An 18,982-nucleotide genomic window follows, 5' to 3' on the forward strand; every position below is an offset into this window, starting at 1 on the left:
GGCTCACCCGCTGATTTCTGTTACAATGCCGCCCCTCATCATAAGCCAAGAGATCCGGCCCATGAAGCTCAACCCCAATCAGAACGAAGCGGTCAAGTTTGTCTCCGGCCCTTGCCTGGTGCTGGCGGGAGCCGGATCGGGCAAGACGCGCGTCATCACCAACAAGATCGCCTACCTGGTACAGCAGTGTGGCTATAACGCCCGCAACATAGCAGCCGTCACCTTTACCAACAAAGCGGCGCGGGAGATGAAGGAGCGGGTCGGTCAGACCCTGGGTCGCAAGGAGGCGCGGGGACTCATGGTCTCCACCTTCCACACCCTGGGCCTCGATATCATACGCCGTGAGCACAAGAGTCTGAATCTCAAGGCTAACTTCTCTCTGTTCGACGATACCGACCAGCTGGCGCTGCTCAAGGAGCTGACCGAGGCTGAGCTGGATAATGACAAGGACAAGCTGTCTGCCCTCATCAGCCAGATCTCCAACTGGAAGAACGACCTCATACTGCCGGCGCGCGCCATGCGTATCGCCCAAGGGCCGGAAGAAGTACTGATGGCCCAGCTCTACGAGCGTTATCACCGCCAGATGGTGGCCTACAACGCGCTCGACTTCGATGACCTTATCGTGATGCCGACCCTGCTGCTCAAGAGCAATGACGAGGTACGCACCCGCTGGCAGAACAAGATCCGCTACCTGCTGGTCGATGAGTATCAGGACACCAATACCAGCCAGTACGAGCTGGTGAAGCAGATCGTCGGCGAGCGGGCTCGCTTTACCGTGGTGGGGGACGATGACCAGTCCATCTACTCCTGGCGTGGCGCCAAGCCGCAAAATCTGGTGCTGCTCAACGAAGACTTTCCGAGCCTCAAGCTCATCAAGCTGGAGCAGAACTACCGCTCCAAGGGGCGCATTCTGAAATGCGCCAACATATTGATCGCCAACAACCCCCACGTGTTCGACAAGGCGCTCTTCTCCGAGCTCGATTACGGGGTGCCGGTCAAGGTGCTGTTTGCCAAAAATGAGGAGCACGAGGCGGAGCGGATCGCCGCCGAGTTGATGGGCCACAAGTTCATGAACCGTACCCGCTTCAAGGATTACGCCATCCTCTATCGTGGCAACCATCAGTCGCGCATCTTCGAGAAGGCGCTGATGACCAACCGCATCCCCTATCGCATCTCGGGCGGTACCTCTTTCTTCTCCCGTACCGAGATCAAGGACATCATGGCTTATCTCAAGCTGCTGGTGAATCCGGACGAGGACACCGCCTTCCTGCGGGTGGTCAACCTGCCACGGCGGGAGATAGGTCCCACCACGCTCGAAAAGCTGGGTCAGTATGCCAACCAGCGCGGCAAGAGCCTGTTTGCCGCCAGCTTCGAGCTGGGGCTGGAGCAATCGCTCTCCGGCCGTGGTCTGGTGGCCCTGCAGGCCTTCACCAACTGGCTGGTGCGACTCGGCGATCAGGCGCAGCGCGGCAACCCGGTGGAGGCGGTGCGGGACATGATCAAGGAGATCCACTACGAGGAGTGGCTCTACGAGACCTCCCCCAGCCCGAAGGCGGCCGAGATGCGGATGCAGAACGTCTCCACCCTCTATCGCTGGATCACAGAGATGCTGGAAGGGGATGAACTGGAGGAGTCGATGACGCTCGCCCAGGTGGTGACCCGTCTTACCCTGCGCGACATGATGGAGCGTAACGAGGGGGAGGATGATGCGGATCAGGTGCAGCTGATGACACTGCACGCCTCCAAGGGGCTGGAGTTCCCCTACGTCTTCATGGTGGGGATGGAAGAGGGCCTGTTGCCCCACCAGACCAGCATCGATGAAGACAACGTGGAGGAAGAGCGGCGTCTCGCCTACGTGGGCATTACCCGCGCCCAGACCGAGCTCACCTTCACCCTCTGCAAGGAGCGGCGCCAGTATGGTGAATCGGTGCGGCCCGAGCCGAGCCGCTTCCTGCTGGAGCTGCCTCAGGACGATCTGGAGTGGGAGAACCAGAAGAAGGTGACGGCCGAGGAGCGCCAGCAGAAGGGGCAAGTCGGGGTTGCCAACCTGAGGGCGCTGTTCAAGAAGGATTGAGCCGGCGGCTAGCCACGCTCACCCTTGGTCTGGGTGAGCAGGGGTGTGATATCGGCTCCCGGCATGGGGGGGGAGATGTAGCGCCCTTGTCCCATCAGGCAACCCATGTCGATCAGCTTCTGTAGCTGTTGCTGGTTCTCGATCCCTTCGACCACCAGGGTGAAGTCCAGATCCTGGCAGATATCGCGCATGGCGCGGATCAGCGCCAAATCCTTGGGGGATTGCAGCATGCGATGGGTGAAGCTGTCATCCACCTTGATGTAATCCACCGGGAAGTGGAACAGGGCGTTGAGGGAGGAGAAGCCGGTGCCAAAATCATCCAGACTGATCTGAATGCCCTTGGCCCTCAGCTCGTGCAGGGAAGTGAGGGCGTCGGAATCTTGCCGCGACAGCTCCCGCTCGTTGAATTCAAAGATCAGATAGCCAGGCGCTATCCCCTCGGTTTCTATGATGTCCATCAGCCGCATGATCTGCTCGTGATTGACCAGATGCTTGCCGGAGAGGTTGATGGCGACCTTGAACTTGCACTGGCCTGAGATGGGCAACCACGCTTTCAACTGTTGGCAGGTGTGGCGCAGTATCTGGTAATCCAGCTCTTGAATGAGGCCGCACTGTTCCGCCAACGGGATGAAGTCGAAGGCATCCTTGAGCACCCCCTCTTCGGTGATCCAGCGTGCCATCACCTCCAGTCCGGTCAGGCGGCTGTCCTTGAGCCGGATCACCGGCTGGAAATAGGGCAGTATGCGGCCCTCCCGCAGGGCCTTGGCCAGCATCTCTTCTGGTGAAGCCCAGGTCTGGGCAGAACACTCCTCCGAATAGCTGACGATGCGACTGCGTCCGTTGCGCTTGGCCTGATACATGGCCAGATCAGCCTGATGCAGCAGTTGGCTGATGTCGGTGGTCTGCTCCGATACGCTAGCCACCCCGAGGCTGACCGTGATGCTCAGCTCGTTGCCTTGCAGCCGGAAGGGATAAGAGAGGCGGCTGATGATGCGGTTGAGCACAGGGCTGATATCCTCCTCGTTTTTGCTGCTATCCAGATAGATGACGAACTCGTCCCCTCCCAGTCTGGCCACCATGTCGTTTTGCCGGATGCAGCTTTGCAGGCGGCGGCTCATCTCCTTCAGCAGTTGATCGCCAGCGCCGTGTCCCAGGGTGTCATTGACTTGCTTGAAGTGATCCAGATCGATGAAGATCAGCGAAAACCCGGGTGACTTGTAACGGTGGAAGTGGGTCATGGCGTGGTTGAGGTGGTTCATCAACAGGGCGCGGTTGGGCAACTGGGTCAACGGATCGTGCAGGGCATCGAACTGAAGCCTGCGTTCCTGTTCCTGATGCTGCTTGAGCTGCTTCTGCAATCTGAGGTTGGTCTGTCGCAGCTGTTGCAGGCGTTGATTGATGGAGTCTTCCGAGTTGATGTCGTGCAGCTGTTGACGGATCCGTCTCAGCTCCAGCAGCAGGGTCAGCTGGCTGCGCAAGAAGTCAAGGAACAGCCGATCGTCCGTCTCCAGCAGCTGCGGGGTGCTGATGATGAAATGGGCAAAATATTGCTGCTGTAGCCGCAGGGGTTGGCTGTACCAAAACAGCTGCTCCTTATGCTGCTCTATGTTGTTGGTGCTGTGGCACATGCCCGCGATGAACTCATCGCCGTGCAGCGGCAGCTCGGGATAGATCTTTTCCAACTGGTGGCTGTCGATGCGTACCAGCAGCACGTCCTTAATGGCCAGCATCTGGCGCAGCACGGCTTCCAGTTGGGAGAACAGGGCCTGGCTGGGCAGGGTATTGGCCAAGCGAATGATGCGATTGATGCTCTCGATTTTTTTCTGCCAGTCCGGGTCCTTGCGGATGAGCGGAGAAGCCAGCTCCGAGAATTGCGAGCCGGCCTGGGTTTCATTCAATCGTGTGGCGAGGCACTCCAGCAGCAAGCGTAGGGTGGGTAGCTCCTTGGGCTGGCTGCAGGCCAGCAACCACTGCACCTGACCATGTTCGATGGGAAATACACACCAGCCCTGGGCTTCATCAAGTTGGGTTAGCTGTTCAGTGAGCAGTGACGCTTCCAGCCCCAGCTGCAGTTTGAAACTATCGGAAATCTGATGTTCACATACCCAGTGCAGCCCAGACTCTGACAACCCCAGCATGCCGAAATGCTGCAGCGGGCAGAGCTGGTCCAATTGCTGGATCAGGGTGTCGTACTCTTTGGGCGTGGCAGAGGAGGGGGCAGGAAAATCCATAATGGCGGACATTAACGCCAGCAAGGGAGTCGAATACTGTGATGCTCTGGGTTGCGCTGACATAGAAACTCCCAATGTGCCTACCCTACAAAGAGTAGTCGGAAGTGAACAGATTGAAAGGGCCGCAAGTGCGGCCCTTTCAATCACTTAGAGCTTGTCGATCATGTAGTGAATGGCGTTTTCGATCTCTTCATCGCTACAGGTGGCGCAAGTCCCCCGTGGCGGCATGACACCCGCCTTGCCAGTGAAGCCTTCGATGGCATGTTTCTTCAATGTATCGATGCCTTGGGCGATGCGTGGTTCCCACACTGCCTGGTCGCCGCGTTTGGGGGCACCGGCAATACCCATGTCATGACAGGCAAAGCACGCACCCTTGTACACGGCCTCGCCATCACGTGGGCCGGATGGTGCTGCCGCCACAGGAGCTGCGCCTGCGGTCGCAATCCCTTCCAGATCCTTGGCGGTATAGACTTGACCGACAGGTTTTATCCGTTCGGCAATCGCTTCCGGCGACATATCATCGGCAGCAAACACCACGCCGGACAGACTGGCAGCCGTCATCCCGACAACCAGCAAATAGCTCAGTTTTTTCAACACGCTCATGTACTCCCAGCAGGCTTTTATTATCCCTAGAAAACGACGGGATTATAACCGAATAGTTACAGCCATTTAAACGCTTGTGTGTGAAGTGTTAAGCACTCTGCGTGCAAAGTTTCTTCGTCAGATCACAAACTGGCGAGGAGAGGCGCAGAAAAAGAAACCCGGTCTTCACCGGGTTTCATGGGATTGAGCCGCCGGGAGGCTTATTTATCCCAGCTGAGGATCACCTTGCCGGACTGGCCGGAGCGCATGGCATCGAAGCCCTGCTGGAAGTCATCGATATCAAAACGATGGGTGATGATGGGGGACAAATCCAATCCGGACTGTATCAGGCTGGCCATCTTGTACCAGGTCTCGAACATCTCGCGACCGTAGATCCCTTTGATAAACAGACCCTTGAAGATCACCTTGTTCCAGTCGATGGCCATGGTGGCAGGCGGGATGCCGAGCATGGCGATCTTGCCGCCGTGGTTCATCTTATCGATCATATCCTGGAAGGCGCTGGGCACGCCGGACATCTCCAGCCCCACGTCGAAGCCTTCGGTCATGCCCAGCTCGGTCATCACGTCGGAGAGTTTTTCCTTGGCCACGTTGACGGCGCGGGTGGCGCCCATCTTGCGGGCCAGATCCAGCCGGTATTCGTTGACGTCGGTGATCACCACATGGCGGGCGCCCACGTGGCGACAAACGGCGGCAGCCATGATGCCGATGGGACCCGCGCCGGTGATGAGCACATCCTCACCCACCAGATCGAAGGAGAGGGCGGTGTGCACCGCATTGCCAAAGGGATCGAAGATGGCAGCCAGCTCGTCCGGGATGTTGTCCGGCAGCTTGAAGGCATTGAAGGCCGGGATCACCAGATATTCGGCGAAGGCGCCCGGGCGGTTGACGCCGACCCCAATGGTGTTGCGGCACAGATGGGTGCGGCCTGCACGGCAGTTGCGGCAATGTCCGCAGGTGATATGGCCTTCGCCGGATACCCGGTCTCCCACGGCGAAGCCGCGGACTTCCTGGCCGATGGCGACTACTTCACCGACATATTCATGGCCAACCACCATGGGCACCGGAATGGTCTTCTGGGACCAGTCGTCCCAGTTGTAGATGTGGATGTCGGTGCCGCAGATGGCGGTCTTGCGGATCTTGATCAGCAGGTCGTTGTGGCCGAGTTCGGGGGCCGGTACGTCCGTCATCCAGATGCCGACTTCTTTGTGCAGTTTGGAGAGTGCTTTCATGGTTGTTCCTTCATGCCAGTCAATCACGATGAATGCAGAAAAAAGGGGCTGCAGCCCCTTGATTCAAATCAGATAACGCCGAGTTCACGGCCGATGCGGATGAAGGCGTCGATCGCCTTGTCCAGCTGTTCGCGCGTGTGGGCGGCAGACATCTGGGTGCGAATGCGTGCCTGACCCTTGGGCACCACCGGGAAGGAGAAGCCCACCACATAGATGCCGGCAGCCAGCATGCGGCTCGCCATCTCGGAGGCGAGCTTGGCATCTCCCAGCATGACCGGAATGATGGCGTGATCGGCCCCCGCCAGGGTGAAACCGGCGGCGCTCATCCGCTCGCGGAAGTAACGGCTGTTCTCTTTGAGGCGAGCGCGCAGGTCGTGACCGTCGGCCAGCATGTCGATCACCTTGATGGTGGCGGCGACAATGGAGGGGGCCAGCGAGTTGGAGAAGAGGTAGGGGCGGGAGCGCTGACGCAGCCAGTCGATCACCTCCTTCTTGCCGGAGGTGTAGCCGCCAGAGGCGCCGCCGAGTGCCTTGCCCAGGGTGCCGGTGATAATGTCGACCCTGTCCAGCACGTCGCAATATTCGTGGGTGCCGCGACCGTTCTCGCCGATGAAGCCGACGGCATGGGAGTCATCCACCATCACCAGGGCATCGTATTTGTCGGCCAGATCGCAGATGGATTTGAGGTCGGCGATGACCCCGTCCATGGAGAAGACGCCGTCGGTGGCGATCAGTTTGAAGCGGGCGCCATCGGCATCCGCCTGTTTGAGCTGGGCTTCCAGCTCGGCCATGTCGTTGTTGGCGTAGCGATAGCGCTTGGCCTTGCACAGCCGCACGCCGTCGATGATGGAGGCGTGGTTGAGGGCATCGGAGATGATGGCATCTTCGGCGCCGAACAGGGTCTCGAACAGGCCGCCGTTGGCATCAAAGCAGGAGGAGTAAAGGATGGTGTCCTCGGTGCCGAGGAAGGCCGACATCTTCTGCTCCAGCGCTTTGTGCTGGTCCTGGGTGCCACAGATGAAGCGCACCGAAGCCATGCCGAAGCCATGGCTGTCGAGCCCCTGATGGGCGGCGGCGATCAGATCCGGGTGGTTGGCCAGCCCCAGATAGTTGTTGGCACAGAAGTTCAGTACCTGCTCACCGCCGACGGCGATGCTGGCTTGCTGGGCGGAGGTGATGATGCGCTCCTGCTTGTACAACCCCTCAGCTTGCACCTGGTTCAGTTGCTCGGTCAGGTGACGATAGAATCCGTTAGACATCCTCGATCCTTATTGGCTATTTCAGCTGCGTATCAACAGAGGGCAACATTTTACTGCAATCTGTTGCGGCAAATTCAAATGATTGTGCTGATATTCAACAAGTGTGAAACAGATCTCACTAAGCTGGTTGGGCCAGCTGACGGTAGTGTTGTTCCAGCTGCTGGATCTGTCCGGCCACCTGCGGTTGGATATAGGGGCGCAGCAAAAATAGTACCTTCAACACCCCCTGATAGAGCAGCGGTTTGGTGATGCGGGTATTGGGCGCCTGGGCAATCTGGAAAGGGATCCAGCAGGTCACCACCATCTTGATGGTCTGGCCCAGATCGGGCAGGTCTGCGTCGTTGACGTCTATGATGCCCCCTTCACGCAGGCTCCTGAGCAGGGCGACCACGGAGGAGCGCATCTGCTCCTGGGCCTTGAGGTACTTCTGCTGCAGCGGTTCGTCGCGGCTCAGAATGTCCGGCAGGTTGGCGTAGAAAAAGCGGAACTGCCACATCAGATAGAAGATGGCATCCAGATAGCCCATCAGGTTTTCCAGCTTGATTTCGTTACTGCGCGCGGGGGTGAAGCTCTCGCTCAGGTGGCGGGCGTATTGATCAAAAATCGAGTGGATGATGTCTTCTTTATTCCTGAAGTGGTAATAAAGGTTGCCAGGGCTGATGCCAAGATGGGCGGCAATGTGGTTGGTGGTGATGTTGCGCTCACCCTGATCGTTGAACAGCTCGGTGGCGCTGTGAATGATCCTGTCTCTGGTTTTCATCACTGTTCCCTCTGGCGGGCCCGTTGCATCAAGGTCGAATCCCCTTGCGGCCCGTGATAAACTTTTCGGCAATTTCAAATTGGTTCACTATACACAGCTTTAACAAGCAGTCACACGTGACCATCAACGTACGCGAGGCAAACTCCATGATCGTAGTAACTGGCGGTGCTGGCTTTATCGGCAGCAATCTGGTCAAGCAGCTGAACGCTCAAGGACGGACCGATATCGTGGTCATCGATGACCTGACCGATGGCACCAAGTTCGTCAACCTGGTCGATCTGACCATTGCCGATTACATGGATAAGGACGAGTTCCAGGCGCGGATCGTCTCCGGCGACGAATTTGAAGAGTGGGGCGACGGTATCGAGGTGATCTTCCACGAAGGCGCCTGCTCCGCGACCACTGAGTGGAATGGCAAGTTCATCATGGAGGTCAACTACGAGTACTCCAAAGATTTGTTCCACTACTGCATCGAGCGGGAGATTCCGTTCATCTACGCCTCCTCCGCCGCGACTTACGGTGGCCGCAACGACAACTTCATCGAAGATCCCAAGTTCGAGCAGCCGCTCAACGTCTATGGCTACTCCAAGCAGCTGTTCGACCAGTACGTACGCCGCTGGATGCCGGAGATCAACTCCCAGGTTGTGGGTCTGAAGTACTTCAACGTCTACGGTCCGCGTGAGCAGCACAAGGGCCCCATGGCTTCCGTTGCCTTTCACCTCAATACCCAGGTGAAGAAGGGCGAAAAACCCAAGCTGTTCGAAGGTTGTGACGGTTTCCCGAACGGCGGCCAGATGCGTGACTTCATCTATGTGGATGACGTCTGCAAGGTGAACCTCTGGTTCTGGCAGAACCCGCAACACTCCGGCATTTTCAACTGCGGCACCGGTCGTGCCGAGCCGTTCCAGAACGTGGCCGAAGCCGTGATCCAGCATCACCAGAAAGGGACTATCGAGTACATTCCCTTCCCGGATCACCTCAAGGGTCGCTATCAGAGTTTCACCCAGGCAGACATGACCAAGCTGCGCGGTGTCGGTTATGATGCCGAATTCAAAACCGTTGCCGAAGGGGTCGCGGATTACATGGCCTGGCTCAACCGCTAACGGGTGAGCACAACGCGACCGTTTGAGCGCAAAACCGGAAGCAGACACTCGCTTGCTTCCGGTTTCTGGCGTCTGGCACGGCTTGTCGTTCCTCTCTTCTCCACCGGGTAACCGCGCAATGAATGTATTGATGGCACTCTCCCAGCTCGAAGTGACGGGAGCTGAGGTCTATGCCACCACGGTCGGTAACGAACTGACCCGGCGTGGTCACAACGTTTTTTATGTTTCAGATACCCTGACCAAACCGACCCTTGGTCCCGTCTTCAAGCTTCGATTCAACAAGCGCAGCATACTGCGCCGCTTCTGGCACGTATTTTACCTCATCTATCTCATCAAGAAGCACCATATCCAGTTGGTGCATGCTCACTCCCGCGCCTCTGGCTGGAGTAGTTATGTGGCCTGCAAGCTGACCGGTACTCCCATGATCACCACGGTGCACGGTCGCCAGCCGGTACACGCGTCACGCAAGGCGTTCCACGCCCTTGGCTATCGGGCGGTTGCCGTCTGTGAGGATATTGCACACCAGATCATCGACAACCTGGGGGTGGATCCCCAGATTGTGCAGGTGCTGCGCAACGGTATTGAAACCGACAAGTTTCAGCCCGTACCCGCGCCGGATAATCCCAAGCCGGTGATCGCCATCATTGGGCGGCTGAGCGGCCCCAAGGGGGAGCTCTGCTATCGCCTGCTGGACGAGGTACTGGATCTGGATGCCTGTCAGGTACGGGTGGTAAGCGGCAGCCAGTTGCCCGAGCGTTTCCACCGCTTCCAGCACCAGGTCGATTTCGTCGGTTATGTGGACGATGTCCCTGCCTTGATGGCGGGATGTGATTTGGTGATCGGTGCTGGCCGGGTGGCGATGGAGGCGCTGCTGTGCGGGCGCCCAGCGTTTGCCATCGGTGAGGCCAAGGCGATTGGTCTGGTGACTGAACAGAATCTGGCAGAGGCGCTGGCGAGCAACTTTGGTGACATAGGCCCCAAGGATCTGGCGATCAACTTCACCACCTTGAGGGCAGAGATAGCGCTCGCGTTGACCAGCAAGCGTGTGCCTGAGGCCATTCGCCTGTGCATTCAGGATGAGTACGGCTTGCAGGGGGTTGTATCCGGACTGGAAGCTATCTATCAGGATGCGGTGGTGGAGACCCTGCGCCGTGAGATGCCGGTCATCATGTACCACCGTTTCATCGAGCATGACAGCGAGAAGGGGGTGCATGGCACCTGGATGCCGATCGCCATGTTCGAGAAGCATCTGCGACTGATGAAGTGGCTCGGCTACGAGACCCTGACGTTCCGCGATCTGGCGGACAAGGGTTTTATCCATCGCCTTGAATACGGCAAGAAGTACCTGATGATCACCGCCGATGACGGCTATCAGGACAACCTGACGCGCATGCTGCCACTGCTGGAAAAATATGGTTACAAAGCTGTGGTGTATGTGGTGACCGGAGAGGCACATAATCGCTGGGATGTGGAGCACCCGACCAACCCGGATTCCCAGGTTTCCTTGATGAATGGGGAGCAGATAAAGGCCCTGGTGGCCTCAGGCCATGTGGAGATTGGTGGCCATACCCTGACTCATCCCCGTCTGAGTCAGCTTTCATCCGAGCAACAAGCTCATGAAATACAGGAAAATAAACGTCAGCTGGAAGCCCTGCTCGGTTATTCGCTGGTCTCGTTTGCCTATCCGTACGGGGATATTAACGACAGCGCCAAGGAGCAAGCCATCGCCGCCGGGTATCGTTTTGCCGTCGCGACTAACAGTGGTCCCAGAGCAATGCATCAAGATCCTTACCGGATCCGGCGCATCGCCATTTTCCCTCGTACCGATGTTTTTGGGCTGTGGCGTAAGATCCGCGGGAATTATGTTTTTAGAAAGGCATGATTATGACGCTAGTTACAAAATACGTTCATAGAATTAGCATTGTACTCTGTTCAATGACGTTGTTTTTCACATTGTGTGGGCTATTTATTGTTCCATTAGGCCAACATTATTTGACTAAGTTGCTGGTTTTATCATCCATAATAGGGGTGATAAATTACTTTGTAGGGAATAAAGAGCTGATTGGTGTCTCAGCAAAAAATCTTTACTGGTGTGTGTTAATTTACATTGTGGCAATTGGCATCAGTAGACTGGTTCACGATGATGAAAGCTGGTTGATAAGGAACTTATTATATATTTTGGCATTCTTTTTATTAATGCCAAGAGAGCCAGTTTTGGTTAGTGTATTCAAACTGGGTTCCTTGGTCGGTGGGATTGCTATTGGTTTGCTTGCTATATGGCAATATCATAATGGAATGCTTCGGGTTGAAGGGTTTACCAATGCTATCCTGTTTGCTCAAGGTGCACTTATTTTGGCCATCTTGAATAGTTTTTTCGCACAGGAATCATCATCTCTTTTGGCTAGATGTCTTTATATTATCAGCTCGATATTTGCAATTTCAGCTATATATCTATCTCAGAGTCGAGGTGCATGGCTGGCACTGGTCGTCGTAGTTACATTTGTACTTTTTGTTAAAGCTATAAAAGAGCCAATAAAATATTTTTCGTGGTTTTTAATACTATCTTGCGTGCTGGTAATTACTTTCTATGAGAGTGATATGTTAAGAGCCCGGATTCTCGAAAGTATTTCTGAAGTTAATCTGATGGAGAGCAACGACTATACATCATCATGGGGACTAAGATTAATGGCTTGGAGGAGTGCCTGGGCTGGGTTTGTTGATAACCCATTGCTAGGTGTTGGGTTGGATGGATTTAAAACCATGCAGCAGCAACAACTCTTGGATGGCATAGTAAATAAATTTTATGTTGATTATGGCATGTATCATGCTCATAACCAATTTATTCAAAATATGGTAATCAGAGGCATTTTGGGGCTGCTAGCAGCATTGGCCATATTGGTTTATCCGATGTGGTTATTTTGGCAACAATCAAAATTGGTCTCTGTAGGTTTTATAATTACACTGAGTACATTTGTTTGTGCTCTTACTGATGTTCCGATAGAACACCAAAACACTCTTTATATATATTTGATTTCTTTGTTTTTTATCTTTTTTAAGAACGAAGGCAGATTCAATGAAAAGGTTGTCTTATGACTAAACGCCTTTTGTTTTTTATTCATTCTCTAGGTATGGGGGGGGCTGAAAAAGTACTGCTCACATACGTAAAAGGATTGGTGGATAATTATGAATACCATATTACTATTGTTACCAACGAGGATAGTAGTGAATATGTTGTTGCTAAGGAGATCGCCAAGGTAGCAGAGATAGTTAATCTCGACTTTAAAATTGGTAATTCATTTTTTGCAAAATTGAATGGGTCAATAAAAAAGCGATATGCTATTAATAAATTGGTTGAGAGTAGCGATCTGGTAATTGATTTTCTTGATGGCGATTTCTTCAAGTATTTGAATGATTGCCCTAAGCCAAAGGTGATGTGGTTACACTCAAGTTTTTATAACCTTGAGGGACGTAAACGCCATATGCGAAAGCGGTGCGCAAGTTATGATAGAGTGATCCTGATCTGCCAAGATATGCTTGCAGAACTTCAAAGAGAGCAGATGAGTTGGTTGAAGAATGCTCATGTTTTATATAATCCTTTTGATTTTTTACGAATTATTCATCAGTCTGAGCAATATGAAGAAAACTCTGCGTTAGACAGGAAGCTGCTGCAGGAGGAGTATATATTGAGCGTCTCTCGTCTAGATGAGCAGACCAAGGATATTGAGGGGCTGATCCTGGCTTATGCCAGAGCACTGGATGGTGGGCTGAATAAAAAACTGGTTATCATCGGTGATGGCCCAGATAGGGAACATCTAATATCTGTAGCCGAAAAATTGAAATTGCATGATCGAATTCATTTTATCGGGCTTAAAGCCAACCCTTATGTATGGATGAAGCATGCTGATACCTTCGTGCTGAGTTCCCGAGGGGAGGGATTTGGTCTGGTATTGGTAGAGGCGCTATTGTTGTGTGGCAGGGTTATTTCTACCGATTGCCCTGTTGGTCCCAGCGAGGTCCTTGAGCGGGGGCGGCTTGGTACCCTGGTTCCTATGGGGGATGTATCAGCATTGACAGATGCACTTCTCAATCCACCTTCTAAAATATCGAATATTGATCTTAATAAATATTCAAGCGAGAGTGTCTTGCGAGAGTTTGATATGATGTTGCGAGAGCTTTTATAGACTATTTTCTCACCCTTATTCACTGGATGAGGGGTTTCTGAACGGTAGATAACATGATCCCAGTTTTTGTCATCAGTCTTTCCCGTAGCGCCGAACGCCGAGAGATGGCGATCAAGCAGATGAAGCATCTAGGCATTGAGTTCAGCTTTTTTGATGCCATTGATGGCCGTAATTTGACGGGGGAAGATGTTGGGCTTGTTGATATGGTTGCAGCCAGGACCTTTTCAGGCCATGAACTGAGTCATGGCGAGATAGGGTGTGCACTGAGCCATATCAAGCTCTACGAGATGATGGTGGCAAAGGGAATCGAGCGTTGCGTCATTCTGGAAGATGACGCTTACCTACACATGCACTTCAAAAAAATCGTTGAAAGGATAGTTTCATGCAACAGCTCTGACATTGCTTTTCTGCACCATGGCAAGGCTAAAAAGTGGCCTCTTTTGCGAGCCCTGCCAGAGGGTTACCGGCTTGCCAAATACAGGACGCCCAGCAAACACTCCAAGCGTGCTGTGTTGTCTGCTGCCGGTTACATGTTGACGCTGAGTGGGGCCAAAAAATTATTGGCCAAGGCCTATCCGGTGCGAATGCCGGCGGACTACCTGACGGGTCTCCTGCAGCTGACTGGCCTGACCGCTTCCGGCGTTGAGCCCTGCTGTCTGGATGTGGATCTCTTTACCACCACGATTGATGATCGGGCTTATGGCCACTATCTGGAATAAGCATGGGTTGAATAATAATGCCTCTGTCATGGCAGTGGATAGCCCTGACAGCACGGGGTAGAAGATAGGCTGTTGCATTTTGGATAACGTATGAATTTCAAAAAATTGCTCATCAATCAGATTGCCAAGTGGATGATTGGCAGGCAGCCTCTTGCCATTCCAGGTGCGGTAGAAGTGGAACCGACCCGTGTTCTGGTGATTTGTTATGACGCCATCGGCGACTTCATTCTCTCCCTGCCCGCCATTGCCCGGCTCAGGGAGATGTACCCCGCCGCTCGCCTTGAGCTGGTGTGCAGCAGGCGCAACGAGATGCTGGCGGCCTCGGTCGCCGGGATCGATGAATGCCATGTGATCACCTTGAACGATACCCTGTTATCGGCGGGTATGTGGTGTAAGCTGCGTGAGCTCAGGCACCGGCAGTATGACATGGTCATCAACCTGTTCGATGAGCCCGATGACATTGCCATGGCCAAGCTGTTGTTTCTGGCCAATGGTCGCCTGCAGTCATTGCCCTTGCGTTTCAAGAGCGAAGCGCAGCAGCGGGTGCTGCCACTGTTCAACCAAAAGGCCACCATAGTATCGTCACGCCCCATCCGGGAGCATTTTGTCTATCGCATGCTCAGCATGACAGGCGATCAAACACATGTGCCGGTCACCATACCGTCACCTTGCAATGAACAGCTGGATACCCGTGCTTATGGCCCCTATCTGCTGGTTAATCTGACGGGCAGTCAGGTGGGCAATTCGATGGTGGATGAGCAAATCAACGGCATTCTGGCCCAATTGCCAGTGTATCCGGGGGTTTCCTACCTGGTCTTCTCCAAGCGCCCTCTGGCATGTCAGCGGCAGGATATGACAGCTCTGTTTCCCGACACCATTCTCGATGCCGCCAAGATCATCAAGGATGCTCGGGGTGTCATCTCGACGGATACCTCTATCATCCATATCTCGTCTTCGTTCGGGGTGCCCACTCTGGTGTTGATGAACAACGAGTCCTGGCGCGATGCGTTTATTCCGCTCTCTGGCCGCAATCTCATCCTGAGATCGACCACGGATAACCTTTCCGCGCTTTCGCCTGTCGAGATCAGCCGTCAGGTCGATGCCCTGATGACACTGTAGTGGTGTCAGCCTGTTATCATATCTTCCCAATTCAACGGCCATCCTGGTAGATTCATGTTATTAATCAACGACCTGCAACTCAAGCGTGACATTCTTCGCCGCAAGGTGGGACGGTTTCTGTTTGATCGAAAACGGCCTGAACCCACCAGGGATAGCGAGGGAAAAGTCGTTCTGCTGCGCTGGGATGCCAAACTGGGCGATGCGATCGTCTCGTCCTGGGTGGCCCGTGAGCTAAAGCGAGTCAACCCGGCACGTGAGGTATGGATCGTGACAACGGCAGCCATGGCTCCCCTGTTTCGCGATCATTTCGGCATGGATAGGGTCATCGAGGTGCCCAAGCGCCCCGGTTATTGTCAACTCAGGCGGCTGGCACAGTCACTGGGGGAGGTCGGTTGCCTGGTTCACTTTGGCAAGATGTTGAAGATGAAGGATATCTTTTTCATCAGCCAGGTCAGGGCAGACTGGGTCGCTGGTATGGATGATGCCCTGCAGGCCATCAATCTCAAGCTGGGAGCCGCGTCCAGCGGCATGCACTTCTCCGACAAGTTTGCCCTGCTGTTGAATCGACTTGGGGTGGCAGACCCGGATCAGCGCTACATCATCCCGGCTCCGGGCCAGGAGGCATCCGTTGCGGGCTGGTGGCCCGATGATGTCGTGCTCTGCTTCAACCCTTATGGCAGCGGCAGCTCTCGCCGTCTGAAGCCCGAGCTGATCCGGCAGATGTTGGAGAGGATGTTGGACGCTTGCCCATTTGCTATCTGCCTGCTTTATCCACCAGGCATGGAGGCTGAAGTAGCGGGGATCCGGGCCGGGCTCTCCCGACCCGAGCGGATGGTATTGTCACCCGATGCGCCCTCGCTGGCGGGCCTTTTCGCCCAGTTGCGCCAGAGTCAGGGTCTCATCTCGGTGGATACGGCGACCATACATATCGCGGCCGGGTTGGAGCAACCCATTCTGGGTCTCTACAACCCGGATATAGGGGGCGGCAACGAGAATTTCATGGAGTGGCATCCCAATTCCCCACTGGCGACCGTCCTGTTCTCGGAGAATCTCCGTGAACAGGACATCAACTCTCTCAACCTGACCGAGTTCGACCGGCTATTCAGGCAGTGGTTGCTTGCCAATCAGGCAGCGCTGTCAGTCGGGCAATCACCAGTTCGGGTGTGATGGCGCGCAACAGGGTGTCGTCGATGAAGTCTTTCTCCGCATTTTGCGGCAGCTGGAAGGCCGGCCCCTTGGCATCGAAGATATCGATGGCTTGATAACGGGGGTGGTTGACCGGATTGGCAATGATCTTGTCGCCGCCGGGGGCCACTATGGTCAGCAGGGGCAGGTCGATGGCCTGGGCCATGTGGCGGGGGCCGGTATCGTTGCCGACAAACAGCTGGCAATGGGCGAACAGTCCCACCAGCTCCCGCACCGAGCGGGTCTTGATCTGATCAAACACGCTGCCCTGCAAGGCGGTGGGCAGCAGCGGCTTGAGACCGCGGTTGTACTCCTCTTCCCCTGGCCCGCAGTAGATCAGGATCTGGGCGTTGTGCTGCTCGATGAGCCACTGGGCAACCTGGGCGAAGCAGTCGATAGGCCAACGTTTGTAGTGCCCCAGCGAGTTGACCCCCATGGCGATCAAGGGCCGAGCGAGATCGATGCCGGCCGCCTGCAAGGTTTCACGTCCCTGCTGTTTCTCCTCCTCGCTCAGCCAGAGATGGTAATTACGATCTTCTTTGGCCAGGTTGAGGGGCTTGAGCAGCGAGAAGCGGTCGTCGATCAGGGTACTGTTACCCTGGAATTCGGTGTCTTTGCGAAAGCGTACAATGCGGTTGTGGCCGAGCCGCCAGGGGAAGGAGTCAAATCCTATCCGCAACCTGGCGCCGGAGAAGAGGCAGGTCAGCAGGCCTATCATCTGGCCCTGGCTGTTGACCACCACGTCATAGTGTTCGCGGCGGATATCCAGCAGCAGGTCTTTCATGTAGCGCCAGTCGTTGCGCCTGGCTTTCTCTATGATGAGGAGTCGATCAATATTGGGATTGCCCTGCGCCATACCCGCGCAATAATCCATGACCAGATAGTGAACTTCCCCGCTTGGATCGTTCTGCTTGAGGTTGTTGCACAGCGCGGTGGAGATCAGCACATCCCCTATCTGTTTGGTTTGTACTACAAGGTATTTCATAAGGCGGGCCTCAATAGAGGTCGTTGTTGGGCATCAGCGTGACAGCATACCGCACAAGCGAGTCAGATGCTGTCGGACAGGAATGAAAATCCGATCTGGCTCAAGCCAATAGCGGTGTGGTGCAGGCATGGAGTAGAAGCCCGTCGTTGACGGGCTTCTTGCATCCATTACTCTATGTTCTGAATTTGAATGTAGTTAAAAATTAATTTTTCTTTTAAAATCAATTAATTGTATGCGTGCCGAATTGTGGTTTATGTGCCCATGATACCAATTTTGATACCTTTAATTCGAGCATGATTGGGGCTGAGCATTTTTCACCTAGCCGAGCAGATGTTCGACCTGAATGTTGAGGACGCTAACCAGCTGAGTGACCTGCTGGGGGGTGAATCTATGGTCTGGTTGTTCTATTGCCACCAGTTCAGTCAATGAAACTCCCAACTTGCCAGCCAACTCTACCTGACTCAGACCACGGTAACAGCGCCAGGCTGCCAGTAGTGAAAAACCTTGCTCGATTTGCAGTCCTACCACCTCGTGGGGAAAGTAGACCTCGGTTTTATTTGTAGCAATTGTTTTTCTCTGATGAATGGCCTCTTGGCCAGCCGATGGATCGGCTATGGAGTTATCTTCCCAAGCGCCATACCAGACATCGCTCAGCGGGGCGAGGCAGTGCGCAGTGACCCAGGATTGTTCTGCAAACCAGTAGGCGGCCAGAGCCCGGTCTGATTCGGTCAGCGAGCCACGATCATATCGGCAGAGATAGCCTTCTATCTCATTGTCCAATACAGAACCACCGCCGCCAAAGCACCAGCTTTGTGATTCAACGTAATCTATCCAGCCATCCAGGGCATCGTCAAAATTTTTCAGCTGCCTGTTGATGGTGAAGGTAATAGCAAAGCCAAACACCTGAAACTCGCCAACATGCAGTTTTTTGCGTAGGCGGCGCGAGCGTTTTTTATGTACATCAGCGGGGTGAACCACCATCTTATTTAAATCCCTATTGTTGTCGATTGAAGTCGGAAAATAGATTTTCTGCGTAGTTAGCTAAGCCCACTCTACCGCTACTGCAGATATGCTACTGCTCCGAATTTAGCCGTAGCGTAGTAACACTCCCACGGGCGTGGGGAAGACAGAGATCGCCGTGATGTCACCACATCACGCATAGAAACACCCCCACGGGCGTGGGGAAGACTGGCGGATCTGCTCGGCAGTGAATAGCTGGTGAGAAACACCCCCACGGGCGTGGGGAAGACTACGGAATCGGGTCGCTATCGTACACGTTTTCAGAAACACCCCCACGGGCGTGGGAAGACATCGCTTTGGCGCCATGATGGCGGAAAGACCCGGAAACACCCCCACGGGCGTGGGGAAGACTGCAGGCCAGCCACACCGAACAGGTATGACTTGGAAACACCCCCACGGGCGTGGGGAAGACACCGTCAGGCGGCGGCACTGGCGGCCTCGCTCAGAAACACCCCCACGGGCGTGGGGAAGACAAGATGGTCAGCATTTTTGACAGGAATGAAGTGGAAACACC

At 54.7% G+C, this 18,982-nt stretch carries 15 protein-coding genes and 1 CRISPR repeat array (1 of these 16 cut by a window edge); of the genes, 8 read left to right on the forward strand and 7 right to left on the reverse strand.

Translation table 11 applies throughout. From position 1 onward, the window contains the following. The first annotated feature begins 61 nt into the window (after nucleotides 1-61). The gene (gene rep, locus WJM78_RS01380; RefSeq protein WP_042035850.1) at nucleotides 62-2,074 is read left to right on the forward strand and encodes a DNA helicase Rep; all 2,013 of its coding nucleotides are present in this window, start codon (nucleotides 62-64) and stop codon (nucleotides 2,072-2,074) included. A gap of 8 nt (nucleotides 2,075-2,082) precedes the next feature. On the opposite strand, the gene WJM78_RS01385 is transcribed toward rep, so the two are convergent. The 5 genes from WJM78_RS01385 to WJM78_RS01405 form a co-directional block, all read right to left on the reverse strand. Beyond that, entirely contained in the window at nucleotides 2,083-4,368 is a 2,286-nt protein-coding gene (locus tag WJM78_RS01385) for a putative bifunctional diguanylate cyclase/phosphodiesterase (RefSeq protein WP_042035851.1), read from the reverse strand. Nucleotides 4,369-4,452: 84 nt separating this feature from the next. Then, nucleotides 4,453-4,908 (reverse strand): c-type cytochrome, encoded by a 456-nt coding sequence (locus WJM78_RS01390; protein WP_275931068.1) that lies wholly within the window; start codon nucleotides 4,906-4,908, stop codon nucleotides 4,453-4,455. 200 nt (nucleotides 4,909-5,108) lie between these two features. Then, nucleotides 5,109-6,137: an L-threonine 3-dehydrogenase gene (gene tdh, locus WJM78_RS01395; RefSeq protein WP_108537302.1), complete on the reverse strand. Its 1,029-nt coding sequence runs from the start codon at nucleotides 6,135-6,137 to the stop codon at nucleotides 5,109-5,111. A gap of 68 nt (nucleotides 6,138-6,205) precedes the next feature. Then, the gene (locus WJM78_RS01400) at nucleotides 6,206-7,396 is read right to left on the reverse strand and encodes a glycine C-acetyltransferase (protein ID WP_212514848.1); all 1,191 of its coding nucleotides are present in this window, start codon (nucleotides 7,394-7,396) and stop codon (nucleotides 6,206-6,208) included. A gap of 118 nt (nucleotides 7,397-7,514) precedes the next feature. Then, a complete protein-coding gene (locus WJM78_RS01405; RefSeq protein ID WP_042035855.1) occupies nucleotides 7,515-8,156 on the reverse strand; it encodes a TetR/AcrR family transcriptional regulator in 642 nt (213 codons plus the stop codon). Between the two features lie 146 nt (nucleotides 8,157-8,302). Between WJM78_RS01405 and rfaD the strand changes: the two genes are divergently transcribed. The 7 genes from rfaD to WJM78_RS01440 all read left to right on the forward strand — a co-directional run bounded on the left by rfaD (nucleotide 8,303) and on the right by WJM78_RS01440 (nucleotide 16,445). Further along, nucleotides 8,303-9,259, forward strand: coding sequence for an ADP-glyceromanno-heptose 6-epimerase (rfaD, locus tag WJM78_RS01410; protein ID WP_042036026.1), 957 nt, complete (start codon nucleotides 8,303-8,305; stop codon nucleotides 9,257-9,259). Between the two features lie 118 nt (nucleotides 9,260-9,377). After that, a complete protein-coding gene (locus WJM78_RS01415) occupies nucleotides 9,378-11,141 on the forward strand; it encodes a polysaccharide deacetylase family protein (RefSeq protein ID WP_339012890.1) in 1,764 nt (587 codons plus the stop codon). A 2-nt stretch (nucleotides 11,142-11,143) separates the two neighbouring features. Further along, entirely contained in the window at nucleotides 11,144-12,352 is a 1,209-nt protein-coding gene (locus WJM78_RS01420) for an O-antigen ligase family protein (RefSeq protein WP_339012893.1), read from the forward strand. Further along, the gene (locus tag WJM78_RS01425; RefSeq protein ID WP_339012896.1) at nucleotides 12,349-13,440 is read left to right on the forward strand and encodes a glycosyltransferase; all 1,092 of its coding nucleotides are present in this window, start codon (nucleotides 12,349-12,351) and stop codon (nucleotides 13,438-13,440) included. Before WJM78_RS01420 ends, WJM78_RS01425 begins: the two co-directional genes overlap by 4 nt. A 53-nt stretch (nucleotides 13,441-13,493) precedes the next feature. Beyond that, nucleotides 13,494-14,159 carry a glycosyltransferase family 25 protein gene (locus tag WJM78_RS01430; protein ID WP_339012899.1) on the forward strand — a complete coding sequence of 222 codons (666 nt, stop codon included), beginning with the start codon at nucleotides 13,494-13,496 and terminating at the stop codon, nucleotides 14,157-14,159. A 90-nt stretch (nucleotides 14,160-14,249) separates the two neighbouring features. Then, on the forward strand, nucleotides 14,250-15,278 hold the full coding sequence (locus WJM78_RS01435; RefSeq protein ID WP_339012901.1) for a lipopolysaccharide heptosyltransferase family protein: 1,029 nt from the start codon (nucleotides 14,250-14,252) through the stop codon (nucleotides 15,276-15,278). A 54-nt stretch (nucleotides 15,279-15,332) separates the two neighbouring features. Next, nucleotides 15,333-16,445 (forward strand): glycosyltransferase family 9 protein, encoded by a 1,113-nt coding sequence (locus tag WJM78_RS01440; RefSeq protein WP_339012903.1) that lies wholly within the window; start codon nucleotides 15,333-15,335, stop codon nucleotides 16,443-16,445. Here WJM78_RS01440 and WJM78_RS01445 read toward each other — a convergent pair. Continuing rightward, nucleotides 16,381-17,448: a glycosyltransferase family 9 protein gene (locus tag WJM78_RS01445; RefSeq protein WP_275931075.1), complete on the reverse strand. Its 1,068-nt coding sequence runs from the start codon at nucleotides 17,446-17,448 to the stop codon at nucleotides 16,381-16,383. The genes WJM78_RS01440 and WJM78_RS01445 overlap by 65 nt on opposite strands. A gap of 318 nt (nucleotides 17,449-17,766) precedes the next feature. Beyond that, the gene (locus WJM78_RS01450; RefSeq protein WP_339012907.1) at nucleotides 17,767-18,429 is read right to left on the reverse strand and encodes a 50S ribosome-binding protein YggL; all 663 of its coding nucleotides are present in this window, start codon (nucleotides 18,427-18,429) and stop codon (nucleotides 17,767-17,769) included. A 119-nt stretch (nucleotides 18,430-18,548) separates the two neighbouring features. Further along, nucleotides 18,549-18,982: a CRISPR direct-repeat array (repeat unit 28 nt; unit sequence GAAACACCCCCACGGGCGTGGGGAAGAC); it runs 204 nt beyond the window's last position.

The sequence above is a fragment of the Aeromonas popoffii genome, from assembly GCF_037818705.1.
Classification (GTDB): domain Bacteria; phylum Pseudomonadota; class Gammaproteobacteria; order Enterobacterales; family Aeromonadaceae; genus Aeromonas; species Aeromonas popoffii.